Raw genomic sequence first — 22,574 nt, forward strand, 5'->3', positions numbered from 1 at the left:
CACGCGATGCGCGAACGCGGGCATCACAGGCACCGCGGCGCATCGCCGAAAGCCCCGCCGACGGGCGCGCGCACGCGCGCCGCGCCGCTTCTGGCACATGCCTTGCGTAATCGGTTCGCCGCGTGTCCGCTCCGGTGCGCGCCCACACTCCAACAGGCAAGGGGAATTCGATGAAACGTCGCAGTCTTTTGAAGTTCGGATCGATGGCAGGCGTGATGGCGCTCGCGGGGCAAAGCCCGCTCGCGCGCGCGGCGGATGCGGGCAAAGGCCCGATCAAGGTGGGCATCCTGCATTCGCTGTCGGGCACGATGGCGATCTCCGAGACTTCGCTCAAGGACACCGCGCTGATGACGATCGCCGACATCAACAAGAACGGCGGCGTGCTCGGGCGGCAGATTCAGCCCGTCGTCGTCGATCCCGCCTCGAACTGGCCGCTCTTCGCCGAGAAGGCGCGCCAGTTGCTCACGCAGGACAAGGTCGCGTGCGTGTTCGGCTGCTGGACGTCGGTGTCGCGCAAATCGGTGCTGCCCGTGTTCGAGGAGCTGAACGGCCTGCTCTACTACCCGGTTCAGTACGAGGGCGAAGAGATGTCGCGCAACGTGTTCTACACGGGCGCCGCGCCGAATCAGCAGGCGATTCCGGCCGTCGAATACATGATGAGCTCGGAAGGCGGCGGCGCGAAGCGCTTCTTCCTGCTCGGCACCGATTACGTCTATCCGCGCACGACCAACAAGATCCTGCGCGCGTTCCTGAAATCGAAGGGCGTCAAGGATTCCGATATTCAGGAAGTCTACACACCGTTCGGGCACAGCGATTACCAGACGATCGTCGCGAACATCAAGACCTTCGCGCAAGGCGGCAAGACGACGGTGATCTCGACGATCAACGGCGATTCGAACGTGCCGTTCTACAAGGAGCTCGGCAATCAGGGGCTCAAGGCGACCGACGTGCCCGTCGTCGCGTTCTCGGTGGGCGAAGAAGAGCTGCGCGGCATCGACACGAAGCCGCTCGTCGGGCACCTGGCCGCGTGGAATTACTTCATGTCGGTGAAGGGGCCGGCGAACGCGAAGTTCAAGGAGCAGTTCGCCGCGTGGGTGAAGTCGCAGAACCTGCCGGGCGGCGCGAAACGCGTGACCAACGATCCGATGGAAGCGACGTTCGTCGGCATCCACATGTGGAAGCAGGCGGTCGAGAAGGCGAAGAGCACCGATGTCGACCGCGTGCGCGCCGCGATGATCGGCCAGAGCGTGGCCGCGCCGTCGGGCTTCACGCTGACGATGGACGGCAACCATCATCTGCACAAGCCGGTGATGATCGGCGAGATCCGCGGCGACGGCCAGTTCAACGTCGTCTGGAAGACGAAGACGGCCGTCCGCGCGCAGCCGTGGAGCCCGTTCATCGCGGGCAATCAGGGCAAGCCCGATGTGGTCGGCTCGATTTCCGAGTTCCTGCGCCGCCGCCGCACGGCGCTCGCCTGACGCCTGCGCACGCGCCGCGCGAAAGCGCGGCGTCTTCATCGCGCGCGGCCGCGCCGCGCGCGCCCTCTCCCTTCGCGAGGACATACCGATGCCCACGCCTTTGAGCCGCGCCGCCCGTGCGTTCGCGGCGCTCGCCGCGTGCGCGGCGTTCGCGCTCGGCGCGCCCCGCGCGGCGCTCGCCGTCACGGCTGCCGACGTCGCCGCGCTCGCCGGCGACGACTTCGACGCGAAGACCGCCGCGGTCGACCATCTCGCCGCCGAGCACGACGCCGCCGCCGTCGCGCTCCTGAACGCGCTCGCGAACGGCGACGCGCTCGCGACCGACGCGGGACGCATCCTGATCCAGAGCGGCGACACCGCGCGCGACGCGCTGACGAACGCCCCCGCGCAGGCGGGCGACGCGCAACCCGTGATGCTCAACAACCTGCTGCGCACGAAGATCGCGAATGCGCTGTCCGGGCTCGATCTCGCTTCGCCCGATCCCGACACGCGGCGCGGCGCGATCGATGCGCTGCTGAAGAGCCCCGACGCATCGTTGAAACCGATGATCGACGCGGCGCGCGCGAAGGAGACCGACCCGACGCTCAAGCGCCGCCTCGACGCGCTGCGGGCGATCGCCGCGCTGCACGACGCCGATCCGGCGAAGCGCCTCGAAGCGGTGCGGCTCGTCGCCGCGCGCCGCGATCTCGACATGATCGAGCAACTGCGCCCGCTCGCCGCGAAAAATGCCGACGGCAGCTATGCGGAGCCCGATGCGCGCGTGCGCGACGCCGCACAGCAAGGGCTCGACGCGCTGCACACGATCCAGCGCCGCGGCGAGATCGCGGGCACGCTGTTCGCGGGCCTGTCGCTCGGCAGCGTGCTGCTGCTCGCCGCGCTCGGCCTCGCGATCACCTACGGCCTCATCGGCGTCATCAACATGGCGCACGGCGAATTCCTGATGATCGGCGCATACGCGACCTATGTCGTGCAGACGCTCGTGCAGCGCTACCTGCCGGGCGCGTTCGACTGGTATCCGCTCGCCGCGATTCCGGCGTCGTTTCTCGCGGCGGCCGCGCTCGGTGCCGTGCTCGAGCGCACGGTGCTCAAGCACCTGTACGGCCGCCCGCTCGAGACGCTCCTCGCAACCTTCGGCGTGAGCCTCATCCTGATCCAGGCGACGCGAATGATCTTCGGCGCGCAGAACGTGCAAGTCGTCAATCCGTCATGGATGAGCGGCGGCGTGACCGTGATGCAGAACCTGATCCTGCCGTACAACCGGCTCGCGATCCTCGCGTTCGCGCTCGCCGTCGCCGGCGTCGCGTGGGCGGTGCTCACGAAGACGCGGCTCGGCCTGTTCGTGCGCGCGGTCACGCAGAACCGCCGGATGGCCGCGTGCGTCGGCGTGAAGACGGCGCGCGTCGATTCGTATGCGTTCGCGTTCGGCGCGGGCATCGCGGGGCTCGGCGGCTGCGCGTTGTCGCAGATCGGCAATGTCGGCCCCGATCTCGGCCAGAGCTACATCATCGATTCGTTCATGGCGGTCGTGCTCGGCGGCGTCGGACAGATCGCGGGCACGGTGCTCGGCGGCTTCGGCCTCGGGCTCGTCAGCAAGGCGATCGAACCGTTCTGGGGCGCCGTGCTCGCGAAGATCGCGGTGCTCGTGATGATCGTGCTGTTCATCCAGAAACGCCCGCAAGGGATGTTCGCCCTGAAGGGCCGCAGCGCGGAGGCTTGACATGACTTCGACGATCCAATCCCTTTGCGTCGCGCCGAGCGCCGCCTCCCCCGCGGCGGCCGCCCCCGCCGCGCCGCGCTTCGCGCTCGGCCTGCCGCCGCGCCCCGCGCTGCTGTCGCGGCGCGCGTGGCTCGCGCTCGTCGCGCTGTGCGTCGCGGTGGGCGTCGGCGTGCCACTCGCCGCGCTCGTCGCGCCCGAGTCGAGCGCTTTTCATCTGTCATCCTATGCAATGACGCTCGCGGGCAAGCTGATGTGCTACGCGATCGCCGCGCTCGCGCTCGATCTCGTCTGGGGCTACTGCGGCATCCTGAGCCTCGGGCACGGCCTGTTCTTCGCGCTCGGCGGCTACGCGATCGGCATGTACCTGATGCGCGCGATCGGCCGCGACGGCAAGTACGGCAGCGACCTGCCCGACTTCATGGTGTTCCTCGACTGGCATCGGCTGCCGTGGTACTGGAGCGGCACCGAGCATCTCGCGTATGCGCTCGCGCTCGTCGTGCTCGTGCCTGCCGCCGTCGCGTGGGTGTTCGGCTTCTTCACGTTCCGCTCGCGCGTGAAGGGCGTCTATCTGTCGATCATCACGCAGGCGACGACGTTCGCCGCGATGCTGCTCTTCTATCGCAACGAGACGGGCTTCGGCGGCAACAACGGCTTCACCGATTTCAAGCGCATCGCCGGCTTCGCGATCACGTCGCCCGGCACGCGCACGGCGCTGTTGCTGATGACGTTCGCGACGCTCGTCGCGTCGTTCGTGGCCGCGCGCGCGATCGTCACGAGCAAGCTCGGCCGCGTCGTCACCGCGATCCGCGACGGCGAGACGCGCATCATGTTCCTCGGCTACAGCCCGCTCGCGTACAAGCTGTTCGTGTGGGTCGTGTCGGCCGTGCTGTGCGCAATCGCGGGCGCGCTGTACGTGCCGCAGGTCGGCATCATCAACCCGAGCGAGATGTCGCCCGGCAATTCGATCGAGATGGCGATCTGGGTCGCGGTGGGCGGCCGCGGCACGCTGATCGGCCCGATCGTCGGCGCGTTCGCCGTCAACGGCGCGAAGAGCGTGTTCACCGCGTACTTCGCCGAATACTGGCTGTTCTTCCTCGGCCTCATCTTCGTGCTCGTGCCGCTCGTGCTGCCGCGCGGCATCATGGGCCTCGTCGACACCGTCACGCGCAAGGGAACGCCACGATGAACGAGAACGCGATGATTCCCGACCTCGCGCAGCCGGACGGCGTCGATCTGCGCGCGGTCAGCGGCACGGCGCCGATGTCGCACGTCGTCACGCCCGGCGCGATCGACACGTCGCACGGCACGATCCTCTATCTTGAGGATGTCGAAGTGAGCTTCGACGGTTTTCGGGCGCTGAGAAAGCTGTCGCTGTCGATCGACGTCGGCGAGCTGCGCTGCGTGATCGGCCCGAACGGCGCCGGCAAGACGACGATGATGGACGTGATCACCGGCAAGACACGCCCCGACGCGGGCAAGGTGTTCCTCGGCCAGACGCTCGACCTCGCACGCATGAACGAGCCGGAGATCGCCCGCGCCGGCATCGGCCGCAAGTTCCAGAAGCCGACCGTGTTCGAGCAGCACCCGGTATGGGAAAACCTCGAGCTCGCGATGGCGGCCGACAAGCGCTGGTTCGCGTCGCTGCGCGCGCGGCTCGACCGCGCGGCGCAGGCGCGGATCGAAGAGACGCTCGCGCTGATCCGGCTCGAGGACAGCGCGTACCGGCTCGCGGGCGAGCTGTCGCACGGGCAGAAGCAGCGGCTCGAGATCGGCATGCTGCTGATGCAGCGCCCCGCGCTGCTGCTGCTCGACGAGCCCGCGGCCGGCATGACCGACCACGAGACGATGGCGCTCGCCGAGCTGCTGAACACGCTGCGCGGCACGTGCTCGATGATGGTCGTCGAGCACGACATGGAGTTCGTCGCGGCGCTCGCGGGCGACGCGGGCCGCGTGACCGTGATGGCCGAAGGCGCGGTGCTCGCGCAAGGCACGCTCGATCAGGTGAAGCGCGACGAAGCGGTGATCGAGTCTTACCTCGGACGATGATGCGATGCTGACGATCGAAGCGCTGAACCAATACTACGGCGGCAGCCACATCCTGCGCGACGTGACGCTCGAAGCCGGCGACGGCAAGCTCACCGTGCTGCTCGGGCGCAACGGCGTCGGCAAGACGACGCTCTTGCGCTGCGTGATGGGCGTCGTGCCGACGAAAAGCGGCGGCATCGCGTGGCGCGGCAAGCCGCTCGGCGCGCTGCCGCCCTACGCGCGCGTCGCCGCGGGCCTCGCTTACGTGCCGCAGGGCCGCGACGTCTTTCCGCGGCTCACCGTCGAGGAGAACCTGCTCGTCGGCGCGGCGAGCCGCAAGGCGCCGTCCAAGGTGCCCGACCGCATCTACGATCTCTTTCCGGTGCTGAAAGACATGCGCGCGCGGCGCGGCGGCGACCTGTCGGGCGGCCAGCAGCAGCAGCTCGCGATCGGCCGCGCGCTGATGAGCGAGCCGCAACTGCTGATCCTCGACGAGCCGACGGAAGGCATCCAGCCGTCGATCATCCAGGACATCGGCCGCACGCTGCGGCAGCTCGTCGACGAATCGAAGATGACGGTGCTGCTCGTCGAGCAGTACTACGATTTCGCGCGCTCGATCGCCGATCGCTACTGGGTGATGAGCCGCGGCGAGATCGTCGCGGGCGGCGCGGGCAGCGAGATGGACGCGCACGGCGTGCGTGAGATGATCGCGGTTTGAGCCGCGCGCTTCGCGGCGAAGGCGAGCCGAGCGCGCCCGTGCCGAACGCGCATTGCGTCAATCCGCGAGCGGCAAGCGGCTGCGCCGCGACGCGGCTCGCTCGCGCGAAATCGTCGCGCGCAACCATCGCGCCCGGCCGCGCCCGCACGCCGGGTATCCTGTAGCATTGATGCGCCCGCTTTCCAGATTCGACCGATGTCCGCCCACGAACCCCACGCCACGCTCGTCCGCCCCGCCGCCAAGGCGTGGCACGCCCGCCTCGAGCTCGGCTTCGAGCGGCAGCCGGCGGGGCGCACCGCGCTCGCCCATCGCCGGCACGCGGGGCCGCTGCGCGTGCAGCGCGCGCTCTATCCGGAAGGCGACGCGATCTGCCACGCGGTCATCGTTCATCCGCCGGGCGGCGTCGCCGGCGGCGACCGCCTCGAGATCGACGTGAGGCTCGACGCCGGCACGCACGCGGTGCTGACGACGCCCGGCGCGACGAAGTGGTACAAGTCGAACGGGCTCGACGCGCGGCAGCGGATCGACATCGACGTCGGCGCGCACGCGAAGCTCGACTGGCTGCCGCAGAACAATCTGTTCTTCGACGCCGCGCACGCGTCGCTCGAATTCGTGCTGAAGCTCGGCGACGGCGCGAGCGCGCTCGGCTGGGACGCGACGCAGCTCGGCCGCCAGGCGGCGGGCGAAGCGTGGTCGACGGGCAGCATCGCATCGTTCTCGAAGATCGTCGGCCCGTCGGGGCGGCCATGGTGGGTCGAGCGCGCGCGCCTCGACGCGGCCGATCCGCTGCGCGCCGCGCCGCAAGGGCTCGGCGGCTTTCCCGTCTACGGCACGCTGTGGGCGCTCGGCGCCGCATGCACCGACGCGCTCGCCGAATCGATCGCGCCCGCGCTGCCGTTCGACGACGCGCTGCGCGCCGGCGTCACGTGCGTCGCGCCCGGCGTGATGCTGATTCGCGCGCTCGCCCATTCGATGGAAACGCTGCAGCGCCTGTTCATCGACCAATGGCTTGCGCTGCGCCCGATCGTCCACGGCGTCGACGCGAAGCCGCTGCGTCTCTGGCAGACCTGATCGCCGCACGTTCCTGACGCACGCCTTTCAGAAAAACGCGCCATCTCGGTGCGCGCCGCACCGCCGCGCGGCACGAACGCGCGGATAAAACGCGTGGCACGTGCCTTGCTCTCTTGCTTCAGCAGGCCTCGCCGCACGCGCACGTTCGCAGTGCTACGATATCTTCGCGCCCGCCGCGCAGCGCGCCGCCCGAATATTACGTTTTCCAAAATGTTTCTTTCATGAAACTGACTCCCCGAGAAAAAGACAAGCTGTTGATCTTCACGGCGGCGCTCCTCGCCGAGCGCCGCCGAGCCCGCGGGCTCAAGCTCAACTACCCGGAGACGATCGCGTTCATCACGGCCGCGCTGATGGAAGCCGCGCGCGACGGCAAGACGGTCGCCGAGGTGATGCATTACGGCACGACGCTGCTCACGCGCGACGACGTGATGGAAGGCGTGCCCGAGATGATTCCCGACATCCAGGTCGAAGCGACGTTTCCCGACGGCACGAAGCTCGTCACCGTCCACCACCCGATTCCGTGAAGGCGCATCATGATTCACCGCATGGTTCATTTCCCCGCGCATTCCGCTGACGGATTCCGCGCCGCACGCACGCTTGGCCGGAGGGCAGCATGATCCCCGGCGAAATCCTCATCGACGAAGGCGAGCACGAGCTGAACGCGGGCCGCAAGACGATCGAGCTCGCCGTCGCGAACACGGGCGATCGCCCCGTGCAGGTCGGCTCGCACTATCACTTCCACGAAGTCAACGACGCGCTGTCGTTCGATCGCGCGGCCGCGCGCGGCTTTCGGCTGAACATCGCGGCCGGCACCGCGGTGCGCTTCGAGCCCGGCCAGTCGCGCACGGTCGAGCTCGTCGAGCTCGCGGGCGCGCGCGCCGTCTACGGCTTCCAGGGCAAGGTGATGGGGCCGCTCTGAGCGCCCGCCCCGACGCGACTCGTTGACACGCCCGCACGGGCATCCGAAGGATTCGACGACATGACATTACGTTTGAGCCGCCGCGCGTACGCGGAAATGTACGGGCCGACGACGGGCGACCGCATTCGCCTCGCGGACACCGAGCTGCTGATCGAAATCGAGCGCGACTATACGATCTACGGCGAAGAAGTGAAGTTCGGCGGCGGCAAGGTGATCCGCGACGGCATGGGGCAATCGCAACTGAGCGCGGCCGACGTGGCCGACACCGTGATCACGAATGCGGTGATCCTCGATCACTGGGGCATCGTGAAGGCGGACATCGCGATCAAGCACGGCCGCATCGCCGCGATCGGCAAGGCGGGCAATCCGGACATCCAGCCGGGCGTGACGATCGCGATCGGCGCGGCGACCGAGATCATCGCGGGCGAAGGCCTGATCGTGACGGCGGGCGGCATCGACACGCACATCCACTTCATCAGCCCGCAGCAGATCGACGAGGCGTTGGCTTCCGGCGTGACGACGATGATCGGCGGCGGCACGGGCCCCGCGACCGGCACCAACGCGACCACCTGCACGCCGGGACCGTGGCACATGGAGCGCATGCTGCAGGCGGCCGACGGCTGGCCGATCAATCTCGGCTTCCTCGGCAAGGGCAACGCGAGCCGGCCGCAGCCGCTCGTCGAGCAGATCGAGGCCGGCGCGATCGGCCTCAAGCTGCACGAGGACTGGGGCACGACGCCCGCCGCGATCGACAACTGCCTCGCGGTCGCCGACGACACCGACACGCAGGTCGCGATCCATACCGACACGCTGAACGAAGGCGGCTTCGTCGAAGCGACGGTCGCCGCGTTCAAGGGCCGCACGATCCACACGTACCACACCGAAGGCGCGGGCGGCGGCCACGCGCCCGACATCCTGAAGGTGTGCGGCGAGCCGAACGTACTGCCGTCGTCGACGAATCCGACGCGTCCGTACACGATCAACACGCTCGACGAGCACCTCGACATGCTGATGGTGTGCCATCACCTCGACCCGTCGATCGCCGAGGATCTCGCGTTCGCCGAATCGCGCATTCGCCGCGAGACGATCGCGGCCGAGGACATCCTGCACGATCTCGGCGCGCTGTCGATGCTCTCGTCCGATTCGCAGGCGATGGGCCGCGTCGGCGAAGTGATCATCCGCACGTGGCAGACCGCGCACAAGATGAAGGTGCAGCGCGGCGCGCTTGCCGAGGACAGCGTGCGCCACGACAACTTCCGCGCGAAGCGCTACGTCGCGAAGTACACGATCAATCCGGCGCTCACGCACGGCATCGCACACGAAGTCGGCTCGATCGAGCCGGGCAAGTGGGCCGACCTCGTGCTGTGGGAGCCCGCGTTCTTCGGGATCAAGCCCGCGATGATCCTGAAAGGCGGCATGATCGCGCTCGCGCAGATGGGCGACCCGAACGCGTCGATCCCGACGCCGCAGCCCGTTCATTACCGCGAGATGTTCGCGACGCGCGGCGGCGCGCTCGCGCGCACGTCGCTCACGTTCGTGTCGCAGCTCGCGCTCGACGCGGGCATCGGCCAACGCTACGGGCTCGCGAAAAGGCTCGTGCCGGTGCGCGGCTGCCGCACCGTGACGAAAAACGACATGATCCACAACGCGTGGCGGCCCGCCATCAGCGTCGATCCCGAAACCTACGACGTCGTCGCCGACGGCACGCTGCTCACCTGCGAGCCCGCCGCCGTGCTGCCGATGGCGCAACGCTATTTCCTGTTCTGAAGTCCTGACGAATCATCATGCGCACGATCGACAAACGCATCGCCCCGAACGTGAAACTCGCCGCCTCGCTCGTCGCGCGCGCGCCGGCGCTCACGCTCGCTTATGACGCGCGCTGCAAGAGCCGGCTCGCCGCGACGCTCGACACGGGCGAGGAAATCGCGCTCGTGCTGCCGCGCGGCACGGTGCTCGCCGACGGCGACGTGCTCGTCGCCGACGACGGCGCGCTCGTGCGCGTCGCCGCGGCCGACGAAGCCGTGCTGCTCGTGCGCGCGCCCGACGCGCTCACGCTCACGCGCGCCGCGTACCATCTCGGCAACCGGCATACGCCCGTCGAGGTCGGCGCGCATTACCTGAAGCTCGAATACGATCCCGTGCTCGCCGACATGCTCGCGCGCCTCGGCGCGACGATCGAGCGCGCGAACGCGCCGTTCCAGCCGGAAGCCGGCGCATACGGCGGCGGGCATCGGCACGGGCACGACGCGACGTTCGCCGAGGATTACGCGCTCGCGCAGCAGGTGTTCGGCGAGCACCACGGCCACTCGCACTCGCACTCGCACTCGCACTCGCACGATCACGATCACGATCACGATCACGATCATCAGCATGGTCCGTCCTGCTCGCACGGTCATGGCCATGGACACCGCTGAGCTCGTCGCGCTGCTGCATCTCGCGTCGCCGGCCTTGCCGATCGGCGCGTTCAGCTATTCGCAGGGCCTCGAGGCCGCGCTCGACGCGCCGCTCATCCGCAACGCCGACGACGCGCGCGACTGGATCGCGAGCGGTCTCGCCGACGTGCTCGCGCACGGCGAGCTGCCGTTCCTCGCGCATCAACTCGCGCGCTGGCACGCGCACGACGCGGCGGCGCTCGCCGAGGCGAACGACGAATTCGTCGCGAGCCGAGAATCGTCCGAGCTGCGCCGCGAAACCGAGCAGATGGGCTGGTCGCTCGCGCAACTGTGCGCGTCGCTCGAATGGGGCGACGCCGCGCGCCGCGCGACGCTCGCGTCGATCTCGCCGATCGCGCTGCCGAGCGCGTTCGCGTTCGCGGCGGCCGCGCACGGCGCGACGCCCGACGCGACGCTCGCCGCGTACGCGTTCGGCTGGGTCGAGAACCAGACGGCCGCCGCGATCAAGGCGGTGCCGCTCGGCCAGCTCGCGGGCCAGAAGATCATCGTCGCGCTGCGCGAGCCGATCCGCGCCGCGGTGCGCCGCGCGCTCGCGACGCCGCCCGACGCGATCAACACGTTCGCGCCGCAGCTCGGCATCCTGTCCGCGCGGCACGAATCGCAGTATTCGCGCCTGTTCCGTTCATAAGCATCCCAGAGCATTCTCACGCACCGAATCATGAACGCACCCCATTCCGCGGCGGCGGCCCGCCGCACGAAGAAGCTCCCGCCGCTGCGCGTCGGCATCGGCGGCCCCGTCGGCTCCGGCAAGACGACGCTCCTCGAAATGCTCTGCAAGGGCATGCGCGAGCGCTACGACCTCGTCGCGATCACGAACGACATCTACACGAAGGAAGACCAGCGCCTGCTGACGATCGCGGGCGCGCTGCCCGAAGAACGGATCATGGGCGTCGAGACGGGCGGCTGCCCGCACACGGCGATCCGCGAGGACGCGTCGATCAATCTCGAGGCGGTCGACCGGATGCTGTCGCGCTTTCCGGACGCGGACATCGTGTTCATCGAATCGGGCGGCGACAACCTCGCGGCGACGTTCAGCCCTGAGCTGTCGGACCTGACGATCTACGTGATCGACGTCGCGGGCGGCGAGAAGATTCCGCGCAAGGGCGGCCCGGGGATCACGAAGTCGGATCTGCTCGTGATCAACAAGACGGATCTCGCGCCGCTCGTGGGCGCGAATCTCGACGTGATGGCGTCCGACACGAAGAAGATGCGCGGCGAACGCCCGTACGTGATGTGCAATCTGAAGGCGCTCGACGGCGTCGCCGACGTGATCGCGTTCATCGAGAAAAAAGGATTGCTGACGGTCTGAGCGCGCGGCGCGCGATGTTCGCGGCCTGGGCTCGCGCGATCGCGGAGCGGCGCGACACCGCGATCGCGCGATGCGGCGGCCGTGGCGGCCGCGGCTGCGATGACGCCGCCGTCTCGCAACCACGCACGGCGCGATGCGGCGCTCAGTCGCGCGCAGCCCCCGTGTCGCGCCCGCCGCCCTCGCCTTCGTCGCTTGCCGCCGACACGGCGCGCGGCGGCGGCAACAGCGCATTCAGCACGTCGACCGTGCGCGCGGTCGCCCCGCGATGCCGCGCGGCGAACGCGGCGCCCGCCGCGCCCATCGCGGTGCGGCGCGCGTGATCGGCGAACAGTTCGTCGAGCGTGCACGCAAGATCCGCCGAATCCCGCACCTGCGCGCACGCGCCCGCCGCGACCGCATCGGCCGTCGCCTGCGTGAAGTTGAACACGTGCGGCCCGATCAGCACCGGCACGCCCACCGCGCACGCCTCGATCAGATTCTGCCCGCCGAGCGGCAGCAGGCTGCCGCCGATGAACGCGACGTCGGCGGCCGCGTAGTACGCGCCCAGCTCGCCCATCGAATCGCCGAGCAGCACGTCGACGTTTGCCGGCAACGCGGATGCGGCCGGCTGGCCCGCCGCGGCGGCGGCCGCGTCGGCCGCCCATTCGGTGCGGCGTGCGTGGCGCAAGCCGCGCCGCTCGACGAGCGCCGCGACTTCGGCGAAGCGCTGCGGATGGCGCGGCACGAGAATCAGCAGCGCGCCCGGCGTCGTCACCCCGGCGAACGCGTCGAGCACGAGCGCCTCCTCGCCGTCGCGCGTGCTCGCCGCGACCCACACCGGCCGCCCGCCGATCGCCTCGCGCCATGCGCGGCCGCGCGCGGCGAGCTCGGGCGGCGTCGTCATGTCGAACTTCAGGTTGCCGAGCACGGCGACGTTGCGCGCGCCGAGCGATGACAGGCGCTCCGCGTCGGCCGGGCTTTGCGCGAGCACGCGCGAGAAGCCGCCGAACACTTCGCGCGCGGCCGAGCCGAACTTCGCCGCGCGCCTGAACGAGCGCGCCGACATCCGCGCGTTCGTCAATACGAGCGGCACGTCGGCGCGGCGGCACTCGTCGATGAGCGTCGGCCAGACTTCGGTCTCCATCACGAGGCCGAGCGACGGCCGCCACCCATGCAGGAAGCGCCGCACGAGATGCGGCAGATCGTACGGCAGATAGCAGCGCGAGACGCGCTCGCCGAAGATCTGCTCGCCCGTCGCGCGGCCGCTCGGCGTCATGTGCGTGAGCAGCACGTGCACGTCGGGCCGCGCGCGCATCAGCGCATCGACGAGCGGCTGCGCGGCGCGCGTCTCGCCGACGGACACCGCGTGCACCCAGACGATCGGCGTCGATTCGTCGATGTGGCGCGCAAGCGCGCGGCCCGGCCCGAAGCCGAAGCGCTCGCCGATATGCTCGCGATAGCCGCGCTCCTTGCGCGAGCGCCACAGCAGGCGCAGCACCGCGAGCGGCGCGATCAGCCACCACAGCGCGCGATAGATCGCTCTCAGCATCGCGCGGCGGCTCCGTCGAAGGAAACGTCGCTCGCGCTCAAACGAGAGCCCTGCCCTGCAGGCGTTCGAGAATGCCGAGCGGCGCGCGCTCCGGACGGACCATCGCGTCCACCGGCAGGAAGAAAGTCTGCTCGAGCATGAACTGGCCGGACATCACCGCGTGCGACGCCTGATCCGAGAAGCACACCCACACGCTGCCCGACGGGAACGGCATCGTCTGCTGCGGGCTGCTCTTCTGATAGTCGAGATCGGCCTTCATGCTGTCGTGCAGATTCAGCATCAGGTGGTCGTACGCGCTGCGGCGCGACTTCGTCACGTGCAGCAATTCGAGCAGCCACGCGGAGCCCGGCACCTGCGGCTTGATACGCGGCAAGAAGCGCTTCGCGACGTCCTCGAACGGCTCGCCGACGCGCCACACGCGCGGCACGCCCGCCGGGTTCACGTTGGTGAACACGCGCAGAATCCGCTCGCCGTAATTCGGCCGCGACGGAAACGCGTCGACGTGCAGGCGGCTGTCGTCCTTGCGCCACGACGTCTCGCGCGTCTCGACCTGCATCAGGCGCAGGCTCGTCGGCGCGACGCGCAGCTTGCCGCGATACTCGGGAAAGAGGCCGTCGACGAGCGTGCCCGCCTGCTGCTGGAAACGCGCGATCAGCGCGCGCACGGCCGATTGCGTGACGGCGTCGCCCGCCACGCCGGCGAGCGCGCCGCCGTTCGGCGCGAGGCTGATGTTCTTGCGCTTCGGATCGGCGAACGCGGGATCGAGCAGCGCTTCCTCGCCGCCTTCGATCGCGAAGCGCAGATGTGAAAAGAACAGCACCTTGCCGTCTTCGAGGCCGGCGAGCAGCTGCTCGCGCGGCACGGACAGATGTTGGCCGCTCCAGTCGGCGGACGCAATTTCGATGATCTGGGATTCGCTCATGATCGCCTGTCGGGATTACAAGAGGCCGAACGACGCGAGTGCGTCCTTCACCTGCGAAAGGGACGGCGGCGCGCCGGCGGTGCCGAGATTGACGACGTTGGGCGACCAGTAGCCGCCCGTGCGCCAGGCTGTCGCGAAATTGTACAGTTCGACGGTCGGACGCTTCAGCGCCGCCGCGATGTGAACGAGGCCGGTATCGACGCCGACCGTCGCCGCCGCGCCGTCGATGAGGCCGACGACCGCGGGCAGCGACAGCTTCGGCGGCACGATCGCCGCCGCGCCGAACGCCTTCGCGAGACGCTCGCTCGTCGCGCGCTCGGCGTCGCTGCCCCACGGCAGCACGAGCGACGCGCCGCGCCGCACGAGCGCCTCGCCGAGGCCGATCCATGCGTCGTCGGGCCACTGCTTGTCGGCGCGCGACGTCGCGTGGACGAACACGACGTACGGCACCGGCAGGTTCAGATCGAGCGACGCGAGCGCTTGCGACGCGCCGCGCGTGTCGACGCCGAAATCGATCGCATCGGCAGGCGCCGGCGCGGGGTCGCCCAGCGCGGCCGCGACGAGCTGCCGCGAGCGCTCGACGACATGCGTGCGCGGCACGATCGGCACGCGCTTGTCGTAGAAGAAGCGCACCGGCCACTCGTAGCCCGCGCCGTCGGTGCGGTTGCCGAGGCCGACGAGCGGCCCGCGCGCCCAGCTCGCGACCCACGCGGTCTTGATGAGCCCCTGGCAATCGATCACGAGGTCGTAGCGCTCTTCGGCGAGCCGCCGCCGGAACGCGCGGATCTCGCGCCACGTGCCGGGCGTGCCGAGGCGCTTGCGCCAGCGCCGCAGCGAGAACGGCAGCACGTTGCGCACGCCGTCGACGAGCCGCACGAGATCGGCGAAGCCTTCCTCGACGAGCCAGTCGATCTGCGCGTCGGGATGGCGCCGGCGGATGTCGGCGATCACCGGCATGTTATGCACGACGTCGCCGAGCGACGACACGCGCACGATCAGAATTTTTTGCACGCTGAAAAAATGGCCGGCAGCCGCCGGCACAGACCGAAAGGACGGATTTTATCGCGCCGGACGGCCGGCACAGACAAAAAGCGGCGAACGCACGAATGCGTCGCCGCTTTTTCGACAAGGCTTGCGTCAGCGCAAGGCCGCTCGGGCCGCCCCCGCCGCGCGACGCGCGAAAGTCAAGCTCAGAACGGCAGGTTCGCGTCCGGCTTCGCGGCCTTCAGCGCGCGCCGGAAATCGTCCTGGATTCGCGCGAGCGCCGCGTCGGACGTCGCCTCGAAGCGCAGCACGACCACGGGCGTCGTGTTCGACGAGCGCGCGAGGCCGAAGCCGTCCGGATACTCGACGCGCAGGCCGTCGATCGTCACGACTTCGTCGGCGCCGTCGAACTTCGCATCGGCGCGCAGCTTGTCGATCAGCTTCACGTTCTCGCCCTCTTCGAGCTTGAGCTGAAGCTCCGGCGTCGACACCGCGTTCGGCAGGCCGTTCAGAAGCGCGCTCGGATCGGCCACGCGCGCGAGGATCTCGAGCAGGCGCGCGCCCGTGTAGAGACCGTCGTCGAAGCCGTACCAGCGATCCTTGAAGAACACGTGGCCGCTCATCTCGCCCGCGAGCGGCGCGCCCGTTTCGCGCAGCTTCGCCTTCACGAGCGAGTGGCCCGTCTTCCACATCAGCGGCTCGCCGCCCTTCTCGCGCACCCAGTGCGCGAGGTTGCGCGTGCACTTCACGTCGTAGATGATCTGCGCGCCCGGGTTGCGCGACAGCACTTCCTGCGCGAACAGCATCAGCTGGCGGTCCGGGTAGATGATCTGGCCGTCCTTCGTGACGACGCCGAGGCGGTCGCCGTCGCCGTCGAACGCGAAGCCGATCTCGGCGTCGGTCGTCTTCAGCTTCGCGATCACGTCCTGCAGGTTCTCCGGGTGCGCCGGGTCCGGGTGGTGGTTCGGGAAGTTGCCGTCGATGTCGGTGAAGAGCTCGACGAGCTCGCAGCCGAGCGCCTTGAACAGGCGCGTCGCGAGCGGGCCCGCGACGCCGTTGCCCGCGTCGACGACGAGCTTGAGCGGCCGCGCGGGCTTGATGTCGCCGACGATGCGCTCGACGTACTGGTCGGCGACGTCGTATTGCTCATACGAACCGCTGCCGGCTTCGAAGCGCTCGTCGACGATGCGCTTGTAGAGGGCCTGGATCTGGTCGCCGTAGATCGCGGCGCCGCGCAGCACCATCTTGAAGCCGTTGTAGTCGGGCGGGTTGTGGCTGCCCGTGACGACGATGCACGAGTCGACGCGGCGCTCGCCGTTGGCGAGCGCGAGCGGCACGCTCGCCGCGAAGTAGCCGACGGGCGTCGGCACCATGCCGACGTCGACGACATCGACGCCCGACGCGCGCAGCCCGTCCGCGAGCGCGCCGACGAGCTCGGGGCCCGACAGGCGGCCGTCGCGCGCGACGACGACCGCGTCGCCGCCCTGCGCGCGCACTTCGCTGCCGAACGCGCGGCCGATCGCGCGCGCGACGTCGGCGTCGAGCGTCTTGCCGATCACGCCCCGAATATCGTATGCCTTGAAGATGGATTGGGAGATCATCGATTCACTCTCAGTGTCGTCCATAAAAAATTTGGCCGCCTCAACGCGAATGCGTAAAAAATTGTCGCCCGAACCGACCGGCGAGCGGCAACGCATGGCTCTGCCGATGCCGGAAGCGAATCCGATCCAACTTATAATCGCTGGTTTCAGCTACGCCGATCGCGCCCATTTTAATGCCTGAATGCTTCATCGCAGCAAAACCGCTCCCGCGGTCGGCCGGCCCGGTCATCTCGCGCACGTTTGCCCGCGGCGCGTCATGCTGAAATCCAGGCTTTCGAATCCCGACGTCGCGAAGGCCGTCGCGAACCTCGCGTGGCTCGGGCTCGAGCGGCTCACGCAGATCGGCGTCGCGATCGTCGTGAGCGGCCTGCTCGCCCGCTACTTCGGCCCCGACGCGTTCGGCAAATGGCAATACGCGAATACGCTCCTCCTCGTCCTCGCGCCGCTCACCTGGGTGTGCGGCGCGGAGATCCTCGTGCCGACGATCGTCCAGCGCACGGGCGCGCAACTGGGCGCCGTGCTCGGCAGCGCGTTCGCGCTGCGCTTCGCGGTGTCGGTCGCCGCGCTCGCGCTCACGTGGGCGGCGATCGCCCTGGGCGCGTTCGATCCGCTCGTCGGCGCGATGCTCGCCGGGCTCGCGGTGACGCTCGTGCTGCGCGAGCCGTTCGTCGGCATCGTCAATGCGTGGCTGCAGAGCATGACGTACAGCAAGCCGCAACTGCTCGCGAGCATCGCGGCGGCGATCGCGAAGATGGCGCTCGTGTGGCTCTTGGTGCGCGCCGCCGCCGCGCCCGCGCGCTTCGGCTGGCTGTGGGCGCTCGAGGCCGCGGCGATCGCGGCCGCGCTGATCTGGTATTACCGCGGCCGCAACGGCGGCGCGCTCGGCTGGCGCGTCGAGCGCCCGCTCGTGCGCGAGTTCGCGACGACAGGCACCGTCTTCTGGCTCGGCCTCGTCTGCATGTACCTGTTCCTGAAGCTCGACCGGCTGATGCTCGAGCGCTACGTGTCGTTCGCCGAGCTCGGCCGCTACGCGGCCGCGCAGCAGTTGAACGAGAACTGGATCACGCTCGCGCTGATGCTCGCGCAAACGATCGCGCCCGCGTTCGTCTACCGCGTGCAGGACGCGCCGCGGCTGCGCCGCAACGTGTGGCGCCTGATCGGCATGACGGCCGCGCTGATGGCCGCGGGCGCGCTCGTGCTCGACCTGCTCGCGGGCTTCATTATCCGCAAGGTGTTCGGCCCCGGCTTCGAGACGTCGGTCGACGTGTTCCGCCTTGCGGTGTGGCTGTCGGTGCCGGCCGGCATCGAGGCGATCGGCAATCTCGTCGTGCTCAAGTATCAGGCGAAGTTCGTGCTGCTCGCGAAATGGTCGACGGCGCTCGCGCTCGCCGCGCTCGTCAACCTGATCGCGATTCCCGCACTCGGCCTCTATGGCGCGCTCGCGGGCCTCGCCGCCGGCTATCTCGCCGCCGCGTCGGTCAATTTCTACTACATCAGCCTGAAGCTGCGCCCATGACGCCTTCCCTCGCCCCGCCCGGCGCCGCCCGCCCGCTCGACGACGTCGCCGTGCTGATTCCGGCATACAACGCGCACGACGACCTGCTGCGCACGCTGATGTCGTTTCGCGAGGACGCGCCCGTGCGCGTGCTCGTCGTCGACGACGGCAGCACGCCGCCGATCGCCGCGCCCGAACTGCCGGGCCTCGCGATCGACGTGCTGCGGATGCCGCGAAACGGCGGAATCGAGCGCGCGCTCGCGGCCGGCATCGACGCGCTCGCCGCGCGCGGCTTCCGCTACGCGGCGCGCATCGACGCGGGCGACCTCGCCGCGCCCGGCCGGCTCGCGAAGCAGCGCGCGTACTTCGACGCGCATCCGCACGTGGCGGGCCTCGGCACGTGGACGCAGGTCGTGTCGCGCGACGGCCGGCCGCTCTTCATGCTGACGCCCGCCGCCGATCCCGCGACGCTGCGCCGCACGCGCTTCTTTCGCTCGCCGTTCGTCCATCCGTCGATGATGCTCGACATCGCGGCGGTGAAACAGGCCGGCAACTATCGAATCAAATATCGCGCGGCGGAAGACCTCGATCTTTTTTTACGGTTAATGGAACGCTACGATTGCGCGAACCTGCCGGAGCTCGGTTTGTATTACGAATTGAACGAAGGCGGCATCAGCGCGACGAAGCGGCGGCGGCAGATCGCGTCGACGCTCGCGCTGGCGCTGCATTACTTCGATCCGCTCAATCCTTACGATTGGCTCGGCGTCGCGAAAAATCTGCTTCATTTCGTGACGCCCTATTCGACGCTGCAGCGCGCGAAGCGCCTGCTGTTCGCCCCGCGCGGCGCCGCATGACGCGCCGCGCCCGCTCACGCGCCCGCTCAGACTGGCCCGCGCATCCGATTATTTTTTTCAGCCCGACATGAGTTCCGCTTCCGCCCTGCGCATCGTTCTCGTCTGCAATACCGCGTGGGCGATCTACACGTACCGGCACGGCCTGCTGCGCATGCTGATCGCGCGCGGCGCGCAGGTGACGGTGCTCGCGCCGCGCGACCGCACGGTCGAGCCGCTCGTGCGGATGGGCTGCCGCTACGCGGAGCTGCCCGTCGCATCGAAAGGCACGAGCCCGCGCGAGGACCTGCGCACGCTCGCCGCGCTCTATCGGCACTATCGGGAAATCAGGCCCGATCTCGTGTTCCATTACACGATCAAGCCGAACATTTACGGATCGATCGCCGCATGGCTCGCGCGCGTGCCGTCGATCGCGGTGACGACGGGCTTGGGCTACGTATTCATCCAGAGAAGCCGCGCCGCACGCGTCGCGAAGGCGCTGTACCGCTTCGCGTTCCGCTTCCCGCGCGAAATCTGGTTCCTGAACCGCGACGATCTCGACACGTTCGCGCACGAGCGGCTCCTCGCGCATCCGCAGCGCGCGCGCCTCCTGCACGGCGAAGGCGTCGACCTCGAGCAGTTCGCGCTCGCGCCGCTGCCCGAGCGCGACACGTTCACGTTCGTATTGATTGGCCGCCTGCTGTGGGACAAAGGCGTGCGCGAATATGTCGACGCGGCGCGCGCGCTGCGCACGCGCTATCCGCAGGCGCGCTTCGCGCTGCTCGGCCCCGTCGGCGTCGACAATCCGAGCGCGATCTCGCGCGCCGACGTCGACGCGTGGGTGCGCGAGGGCGTGATCGATTACCTCGGCGAGGCGCACGACGTGCGGCCGCACATCGCCCGCGCCGACTGCGTCGTGCTGCCGTCGTATCGCGAAGGCGTGCCGCGCACGCTGATGGAAGCGTCCGCGATGGGCCGCCCGATCGTCGCGACCGACGTGCCGGGCTGCCGCGACGTCGTCGCCGACGGCGACACGGGCCTCTTGTGCACGGCGCGCGACAGCGCGAGCCTCGCCGCGCAACTCGCGCGGATGCTCGACATGAGCGCCGCCGAGCGGCGCGCGATGGGCGAGCGCGGCCGGCGGAAGGTCGCCGCGGAATTCGACGAAGCGAAAGTCATCGAACGTTATCATCAGACCATTTCCGCCCTGACGGGCGTCACACTTTGACGGAGCAATCAGCAATGAGCACGAAGGGCACGATCCTCGTCACCGGCGGCGCGGGCTATATCGGTTCGCACACCGCCGTTGAGCTGCTCGAGCACGGCTACGACGTCGTGATCGCCGACAACCTCGTCAACAGCAAGCGCGAGGCGATCGCACGGATCGAGAAGATCACGGGCAAGACGCCCGCCTTCCACGAAGTCGACGTCTGCGACGAGCGCGCGCTCGCGCGGGTGTTCGACGCGCATCCGATCACGGCCGCGATTCACTTCGCCGCGCTGAAGGCGGTCGGCGAATCGGTCGCGAAGCCCGTCGAGTATTACCGCAACAACCTCGACGGCCTGCTGTCGCTGCTGCGCGTGATGCGCGAGCGCAACGTGAAGCGGATCGTGTTCAGCTCGTCGGCGACCGTATACGGCGTGCCCGAGCGCTCGCCGATCGACGAAACGTTCCCGCTCTCGGCGACCAACCCGTACGGCCAGACGAAGCTGATCGCCGAGCAGATCCTGCGCGACGTCGAGCTCGCCGATCCGGCCTGGCGCGTCGCGACGCTGCGCTACTTCAATCCGGTCGGCGCGCACGAAAGCGGCCTCATCGGCGAGGACCCGGCCGGCATTCCGAACAACCTGATGCCGTACGTCGCGCAGGTCGCGGTCGGCAAGCTCGAGAAGCTGCGTGTGTTCGGCAGCGACTACCCGACGCCCGACGGCACCGGCGTACGCGACTACATCCATGTCGTCGATCTCGCGCGCGGCCACATCGCGGCGCTCGACGCACTCGAGCGCCGCGACGCGAGCCTCACCGTCAACCTCGGCACGGGCCGCGGCTACAGCGTGCTCGAAGTCGTGCGCGCGTTCGAGAAGGCGTCGGGGCGGCCCGTGCCGTACGAGCTCGTCGCGCGCCGCCCGGGCGACGTCGCCGAGTGCTACGCGAACCCCGCCGCCGCGGCCGATATCATCGGCTGGAAGGCCGAGCGCGACCTCGACCGGATGTGCGCGGACCACTGGCGCTGGCAGGAAAACAACCCGCGCGGTTTTGTATAATCCGCTGTCCAATTTCCGGGCACGCCCATGCTCAGCTTCGCCGTCGGCTTCATCGTCTCGCTTCTCGTCACGCTGCTCATCGTCCGCTATGCGCACCTGCACGAGAAATTCTCGATCGACAACGATCTCGCCGGCGTGCAGAAATTCCATGCGCGGCCGGTGCCGCGGGTGGGCGGCATCGGCATTCTGATCGGGCTCGTGGTCGCGACGGCGCTGCTGTCGCGCCGGTATCCGGCGATCGCGGGCAGCATTCTCGGGCTCGCCGCGTGCGGGCTGCCCGCGTTCGCGTCCGGGCTGATCGAGGATCTGACGAAGAAAGTGACGCCCGCCGCGCGGCTTGTCTGCACGATGGCGGCCGCGGCGCTCGCGTTCGTGCTGATGGGCATCGCGATCACGCGCATCAGCGTGCCGCCCCTCGATTTCCTGCTCGGCTACGCGGCGATCTCGGCCTCGGTCACGGTGCTCGCCGTCGCCGCGCTCGCGAACGCGGTCAACATCATCGACGGCTTCAACGGCCTCGCATCGATGGTCGCGTTCATGATGTTCGCGTCGCTCGCGTACGTCGCGTTCCAGGTCGGCGATCCGGTCGTGATGTCCGGCTCGATCGTGATGATGGGCGCGATCATGGGCTTCTTCATCTGGAACTTTCCGGCGGGCCTCATCTTCCTCGGCGACGGCGGCGCGTACTTCATCGGCTTCATGCTCGCCGAGCTCGCGATCTCGCTCGTGATGCGGCACCGCGAGGTGTCCGCGTGGTATCCGGTGCTGCTCTTCATGTATCCGATCTTCGAGACCTGCTTCTCGATCTATCGGAAGAAATTCATTCGCGGCATGTCGCCCGGCATCCCGGACGGCGTGCACCTGCATATGCTCGTCTACAAGCGGCTGATGCGCTGGGCGGTCGGCACGCGCGCCGCGCACGAGCTCACGCGCCGGAATTCGCTGACGTCGCCGTACCTGTGGCTGCTCTGCCTCGTCGCGGTGATTCCCGCGACGCTCTTCTGGCAGCACACGATCCATTTGTTCGCGTTCGTGATCGTGTTCGCGCTCACGTACGTGTGGCTTTACGTGAGCATCGTCCGGTTCAAGTCGCCGCGCTGGATGGTGGTCCGCAAGCATCAGCCGAGGCGGTAACGCGGCGGCGGCACAACGGCAGGCAAAAAAAAGGTTCATCGCAGGAAACCGTGGAGGGTTTTCGAGCGATTGCATAATCTGACACCTGATTTTAAGGATGTCGGAGGAAGCAATTGCTCGATCGA

At 68.9% G+C, this 22,574-nt stretch carries 21 protein-coding genes and 1 pseudogene; 18 read left to right on the forward strand and 4 right to left on the reverse strand.

The annotated features are described in order from the left end of the window. The first annotated feature begins 170 nt into the window (after positions 1-170). From urtA to ureG, 12 genes are all read left to right on the forward strand, one after another. Positions 171-1,478 carry an urea ABC transporter substrate-binding protein gene (urtA, locus tag X946_RS08445; RefSeq protein ID WP_038745788.1) on the forward strand — a complete coding sequence of 436 codons (1,308 nt, stop codon included), beginning with the start codon at positions 171-173 and terminating at the stop codon, positions 1,476-1,478. Positions 1,479-1,566: 88 nt separating this feature from the next. Further along, entirely contained in the window at positions 1,567-3,195 is a 1,629-nt protein-coding gene (urtB, locus tag X946_RS08450; RefSeq protein ID WP_038745790.1) for an urea ABC transporter permease subunit UrtB, read from the forward strand. Between the two features lies 1 nt (position 3,196). After that, complete coding sequence (urtC, locus tag X946_RS08455; protein ID WP_038745792.1) at positions 3,197-4,381, forward strand: urea ABC transporter permease subunit UrtC; 1,185 nt, start codon at positions 3,197-3,199, stop codon at positions 4,379-4,381. Further along, positions 4,378-5,241: an urea ABC transporter ATP-binding protein UrtD gene (gene urtD / locus X946_RS08460; protein ID WP_038745794.1), complete on the forward strand. Its 864-nt coding sequence runs from the start codon at positions 4,378-4,380 to the stop codon at positions 5,239-5,241. Before urtC ends, urtD begins: the two co-directional genes overlap by 4 nt. Positions 5,242-5,245: 4 nt before the next feature. Continuing rightward, on the forward strand, positions 5,246-5,938 hold the full coding sequence (gene urtE, locus X946_RS08465; RefSeq protein ID WP_038745796.1) for an urea ABC transporter ATP-binding subunit UrtE: 693 nt from the start codon (positions 5,246-5,248) through the stop codon (positions 5,936-5,938). A gap of 195 nt (positions 5,939-6,133) precedes the next feature. Beyond that, positions 6,134-7,009, forward strand: coding sequence for an urease accessory protein UreD (locus X946_RS08470; RefSeq protein WP_038745798.1), 876 nt, complete (start codon positions 6,134-6,136; stop codon positions 7,007-7,009). Between the two features lie 221 nt (positions 7,010-7,230). Next, entirely contained in the window at positions 7,231-7,533 is a 303-nt protein-coding gene (gene ureA / locus X946_RS08475) for an urease subunit gamma (RefSeq protein ID WP_009889615.1), read from the forward strand. Positions 7,534-7,622: 89 nt separating this feature from the next. Beyond that, positions 7,623-7,928 carry an urease subunit beta gene (locus tag X946_RS08480; protein ID WP_038745800.1) on the forward strand — a complete coding sequence of 102 codons (306 nt, stop codon included), beginning with the start codon at positions 7,623-7,625 and terminating at the stop codon, positions 7,926-7,928. A gap of 60 nt (positions 7,929-7,988) precedes the next feature. Next, entirely contained in the window at positions 7,989-9,695 is a 1,707-nt protein-coding gene (ureC, locus tag X946_RS08485; protein WP_038745802.1) for an urease subunit alpha, read from the forward strand. Positions 9,696-9,712: 17 nt separating this feature from the next. Beyond that, on the forward strand, positions 9,713-10,342 hold the full coding sequence (gene ureE, locus X946_RS08490) for an urease accessory protein UreE (RefSeq protein ID WP_038745804.1): 630 nt from the start codon (positions 9,713-9,715) through the stop codon (positions 10,340-10,342). Further along, complete coding sequence (locus X946_RS08495) at positions 10,329-11,009, forward strand: urease accessory protein UreF (protein WP_038745806.1); 681 nt, start codon at positions 10,329-10,331, stop codon at positions 11,007-11,009. Before ureE ends, X946_RS08495 begins: the two co-directional genes overlap by 14 nt. 30 nt (positions 11,010-11,039) lie before the next feature. Then, entirely contained in the window at positions 11,040-11,690 is a 651-nt protein-coding gene (gene ureG / locus X946_RS08500) for an urease accessory protein UreG (RefSeq protein ID WP_038745808.1), read from the forward strand. 142 nt (positions 11,691-11,832) lie between these two features. On the opposite strand, the gene waaA is transcribed toward ureG, so the two are convergent. From waaA to X946_RS08520, 4 genes and pseudogenes are all read right to left on the reverse strand, one after another. After that, positions 11,833-13,218: a lipid IV(A) 3-deoxy-D-manno-octulosonic acid transferase gene (gene waaA / locus X946_RS08505; protein WP_038745810.1), complete on the reverse strand. Its 1,386-nt coding sequence runs from the start codon at positions 13,216-13,218 to the stop codon at positions 11,833-11,835. 37 nt (positions 13,219-13,255) lie between these two features. Then, positions 13,256-14,140, reverse strand: a complete 885-nt coding sequence (locus X946_RS08510; protein WP_038745812.1) for a Kdo hydroxylase family protein — start codon at positions 14,138-14,140, stop codon at positions 13,256-13,258. A gap of 15 nt (positions 14,141-14,155) precedes the next feature. Further along, positions 14,156-15,198 (reverse strand): annotated as a pseudogene (gene waaC, locus X946_RS08515) (lipopolysaccharide heptosyltransferase I). Positions 15,199-15,330: 132 nt separating this feature from the next. Next, on the reverse strand, positions 15,331-16,749 hold the full coding sequence (locus X946_RS08520; RefSeq protein WP_081989442.1) for a phosphomannomutase/phosphoglucomutase: 1,419 nt from the start codon (positions 16,747-16,749) through the stop codon (positions 15,331-15,333). Between X946_RS08520 and X946_RS35435 the strand changes: the two genes are divergently transcribed. The 6 genes from X946_RS35435 (at position 16,709) to X946_RS08545 (ending at position 22,449) form a co-directional block, all read left to right on the forward strand. Next, on the forward strand, positions 16,709-16,906 hold the full coding sequence (locus X946_RS35435) for a hypothetical protein (RefSeq protein ID WP_162483261.1): 198 nt from the start codon (positions 16,709-16,711) through the stop codon (positions 16,904-16,906). The genes X946_RS08520 and X946_RS35435 overlap by 41 nt on opposite strands. Beyond that, complete coding sequence (locus tag X946_RS08525; RefSeq protein ID WP_186448567.1) at positions 16,907-18,241, forward strand: lipopolysaccharide biosynthesis protein; 1,335 nt, start codon at positions 16,907-16,909, stop codon at positions 18,239-18,241. It begins immediately after the preceding gene. Beyond that, positions 18,238-19,074 (forward strand): glycosyltransferase, encoded by an 837-nt coding sequence (locus X946_RS08530; RefSeq protein WP_038745814.1) that lies wholly within the window; start codon positions 18,238-18,240, stop codon positions 19,072-19,074. The genes X946_RS08525 and X946_RS08530 overlap by 4 nt, the downstream gene beginning before the upstream one ends. A 67-nt stretch (positions 19,075-19,141) precedes the next feature. After that, the gene (locus X946_RS08535) at positions 19,142-20,278 is read left to right on the forward strand and encodes a glycosyltransferase family 4 protein (protein ID WP_038745816.1); all 1,137 of its coding nucleotides are present in this window, start codon (positions 19,142-19,144) and stop codon (positions 20,276-20,278) included. A 14-nt stretch (positions 20,279-20,292) separates the two neighbouring features. Beyond that, entirely contained in the window at positions 20,293-21,315 is a 1,023-nt protein-coding gene (gene galE, locus X946_RS08540) for a UDP-glucose 4-epimerase GalE (protein WP_038745818.1), read from the forward strand. Between the two features lie 27 nt (positions 21,316-21,342). After that, positions 21,343-22,449, forward strand: coding sequence for an MraY family glycosyltransferase (locus X946_RS08545; protein ID WP_038745820.1), 1,107 nt, complete (start codon positions 21,343-21,345; stop codon positions 22,447-22,449). Positions 22,450-22,574 lie beyond the last annotated feature (125 nt).

The organism is Burkholderia sp. ABCPW 111 (genome assembly GCF_000773065.1).
GTDB classification, from domain to species: domain Bacteria; phylum Pseudomonadota; class Gammaproteobacteria; order Burkholderiales; family Burkholderiaceae; genus Burkholderia; species Burkholderia savannae.

Bases quoted from the DNA above. Each gene is read 5' to 3' on its own strand.
- X946_RS08545 (WP_038745820.1), top strand. From the start codon at position 21,343: ATGCTCAGCTTCGCCGTCGGCTTCATCGTCTCGCTTCTCGTCACGCTG.
- urtC (WP_038745792.1), top strand. From the start codon at position 3,197: ATGACTTCGACGATCCAATCCCTTTGCGTCGCGCCGAGCGCCGCCTCC.
- X946_RS08480 (WP_038745800.1), top strand. From the start codon at position 7,623: ATGATCCCCGGCGAAATCCTCATCGACGAAGGCGAGCACGAGCTGAAC.
- X946_RS35435 (WP_162483261.1), top strand. From the start codon at position 16,709: ATGGATTGGGAGATCATCGATTCACTCTCAGTGTCGTCCATAAAAAAT.
- X946_RS08535 (WP_038745816.1), top strand. From the start codon at position 19,142: ATGAGTTCCGCTTCCGCCCTGCGCATCGTTCTCGTCTGCAATACCGCG.
- urtD (WP_038745794.1), top strand. From the start codon at position 4,378: ATGAACGAGAACGCGATGATTCCCGACCTCGCGCAGCCGGACGGCGTC.
- urtE (WP_038745796.1), top strand. From the start codon at position 5,246: ATGCTGACGATCGAAGCGCTGAACCAATACTACGGCGGCAGCCACATC.
- X946_RS08520 (WP_081989442.1), bottom strand. From the start codon at position 16,749: ATGGACGACACTGAGAGTGAATCGATGATCTCCCAATCCATCTTCAAG.
- X946_RS08525 (WP_186448567.1), top strand. From the start codon at position 16,907: ATGCTTCATCGCAGCAAAACCGCTCCCGCGGTCGGCCGGCCCGGTCAT.
- urtA (WP_038745788.1), top strand. From the start codon at position 171: ATGAAACGTCGCAGTCTTTTGAAGTTCGGATCGATGGCAGGCGTGATG.
- ureA (WP_009889615.1), top strand. From the start codon at position 7,231: ATGAAACTGACTCCCCGAGAAAAAGACAAGCTGTTGATCTTCACGGCG.
- urtB (WP_038745790.1), top strand. From the start codon at position 1,567: ATGCCCACGCCTTTGAGCCGCGCCGCCCGTGCGTTCGCGGCGCTCGCC.
- galE (WP_038745818.1), top strand. From the start codon at position 20,293: ATGAGCACGAAGGGCACGATCCTCGTCACCGGCGGCGCGGGCTATATC.
- ureE (WP_038745804.1), top strand. From the start codon at position 9,713: ATGCGCACGATCGACAAACGCATCGCCCCGAACGTGAAACTCGCCGCC.
- ureC (WP_038745802.1), top strand. From the start codon at position 7,989: ATGACATTACGTTTGAGCCGCCGCGCGTACGCGGAAATGTACGGGCCG.
- waaA (WP_038745810.1), bottom strand. From the start codon at position 13,218: ATGCTGAGAGCGATCTATCGCGCGCTGTGGTGGCTGATCGCGCCGCTC.
- X946_RS08495 (WP_038745806.1), top strand. From the start codon at position 10,329: ATGGACACCGCTGAGCTCGTCGCGCTGCTGCATCTCGCGTCGCCGGCC.
- X946_RS08470 (WP_038745798.1), top strand. From the start codon at position 6,134: ATGTCCGCCCACGAACCCCACGCCACGCTCGTCCGCCCCGCCGCCAAG.
- X946_RS08530 (WP_038745814.1), top strand. From the start codon at position 18,238: ATGACGCCTTCCCTCGCCCCGCCCGGCGCCGCCCGCCCGCTCGACGAC.
- X946_RS08510 (WP_038745812.1), bottom strand. From the start codon at position 14,140: ATGAGCGAATCCCAGATCATCGAAATTGCGTCCGCCGACTGGAGCGGC.
- ureG (WP_038745808.1), top strand. From the start codon at position 11,040: ATGAACGCACCCCATTCCGCGGCGGCGGCCCGCCGCACGAAGAAGCTC.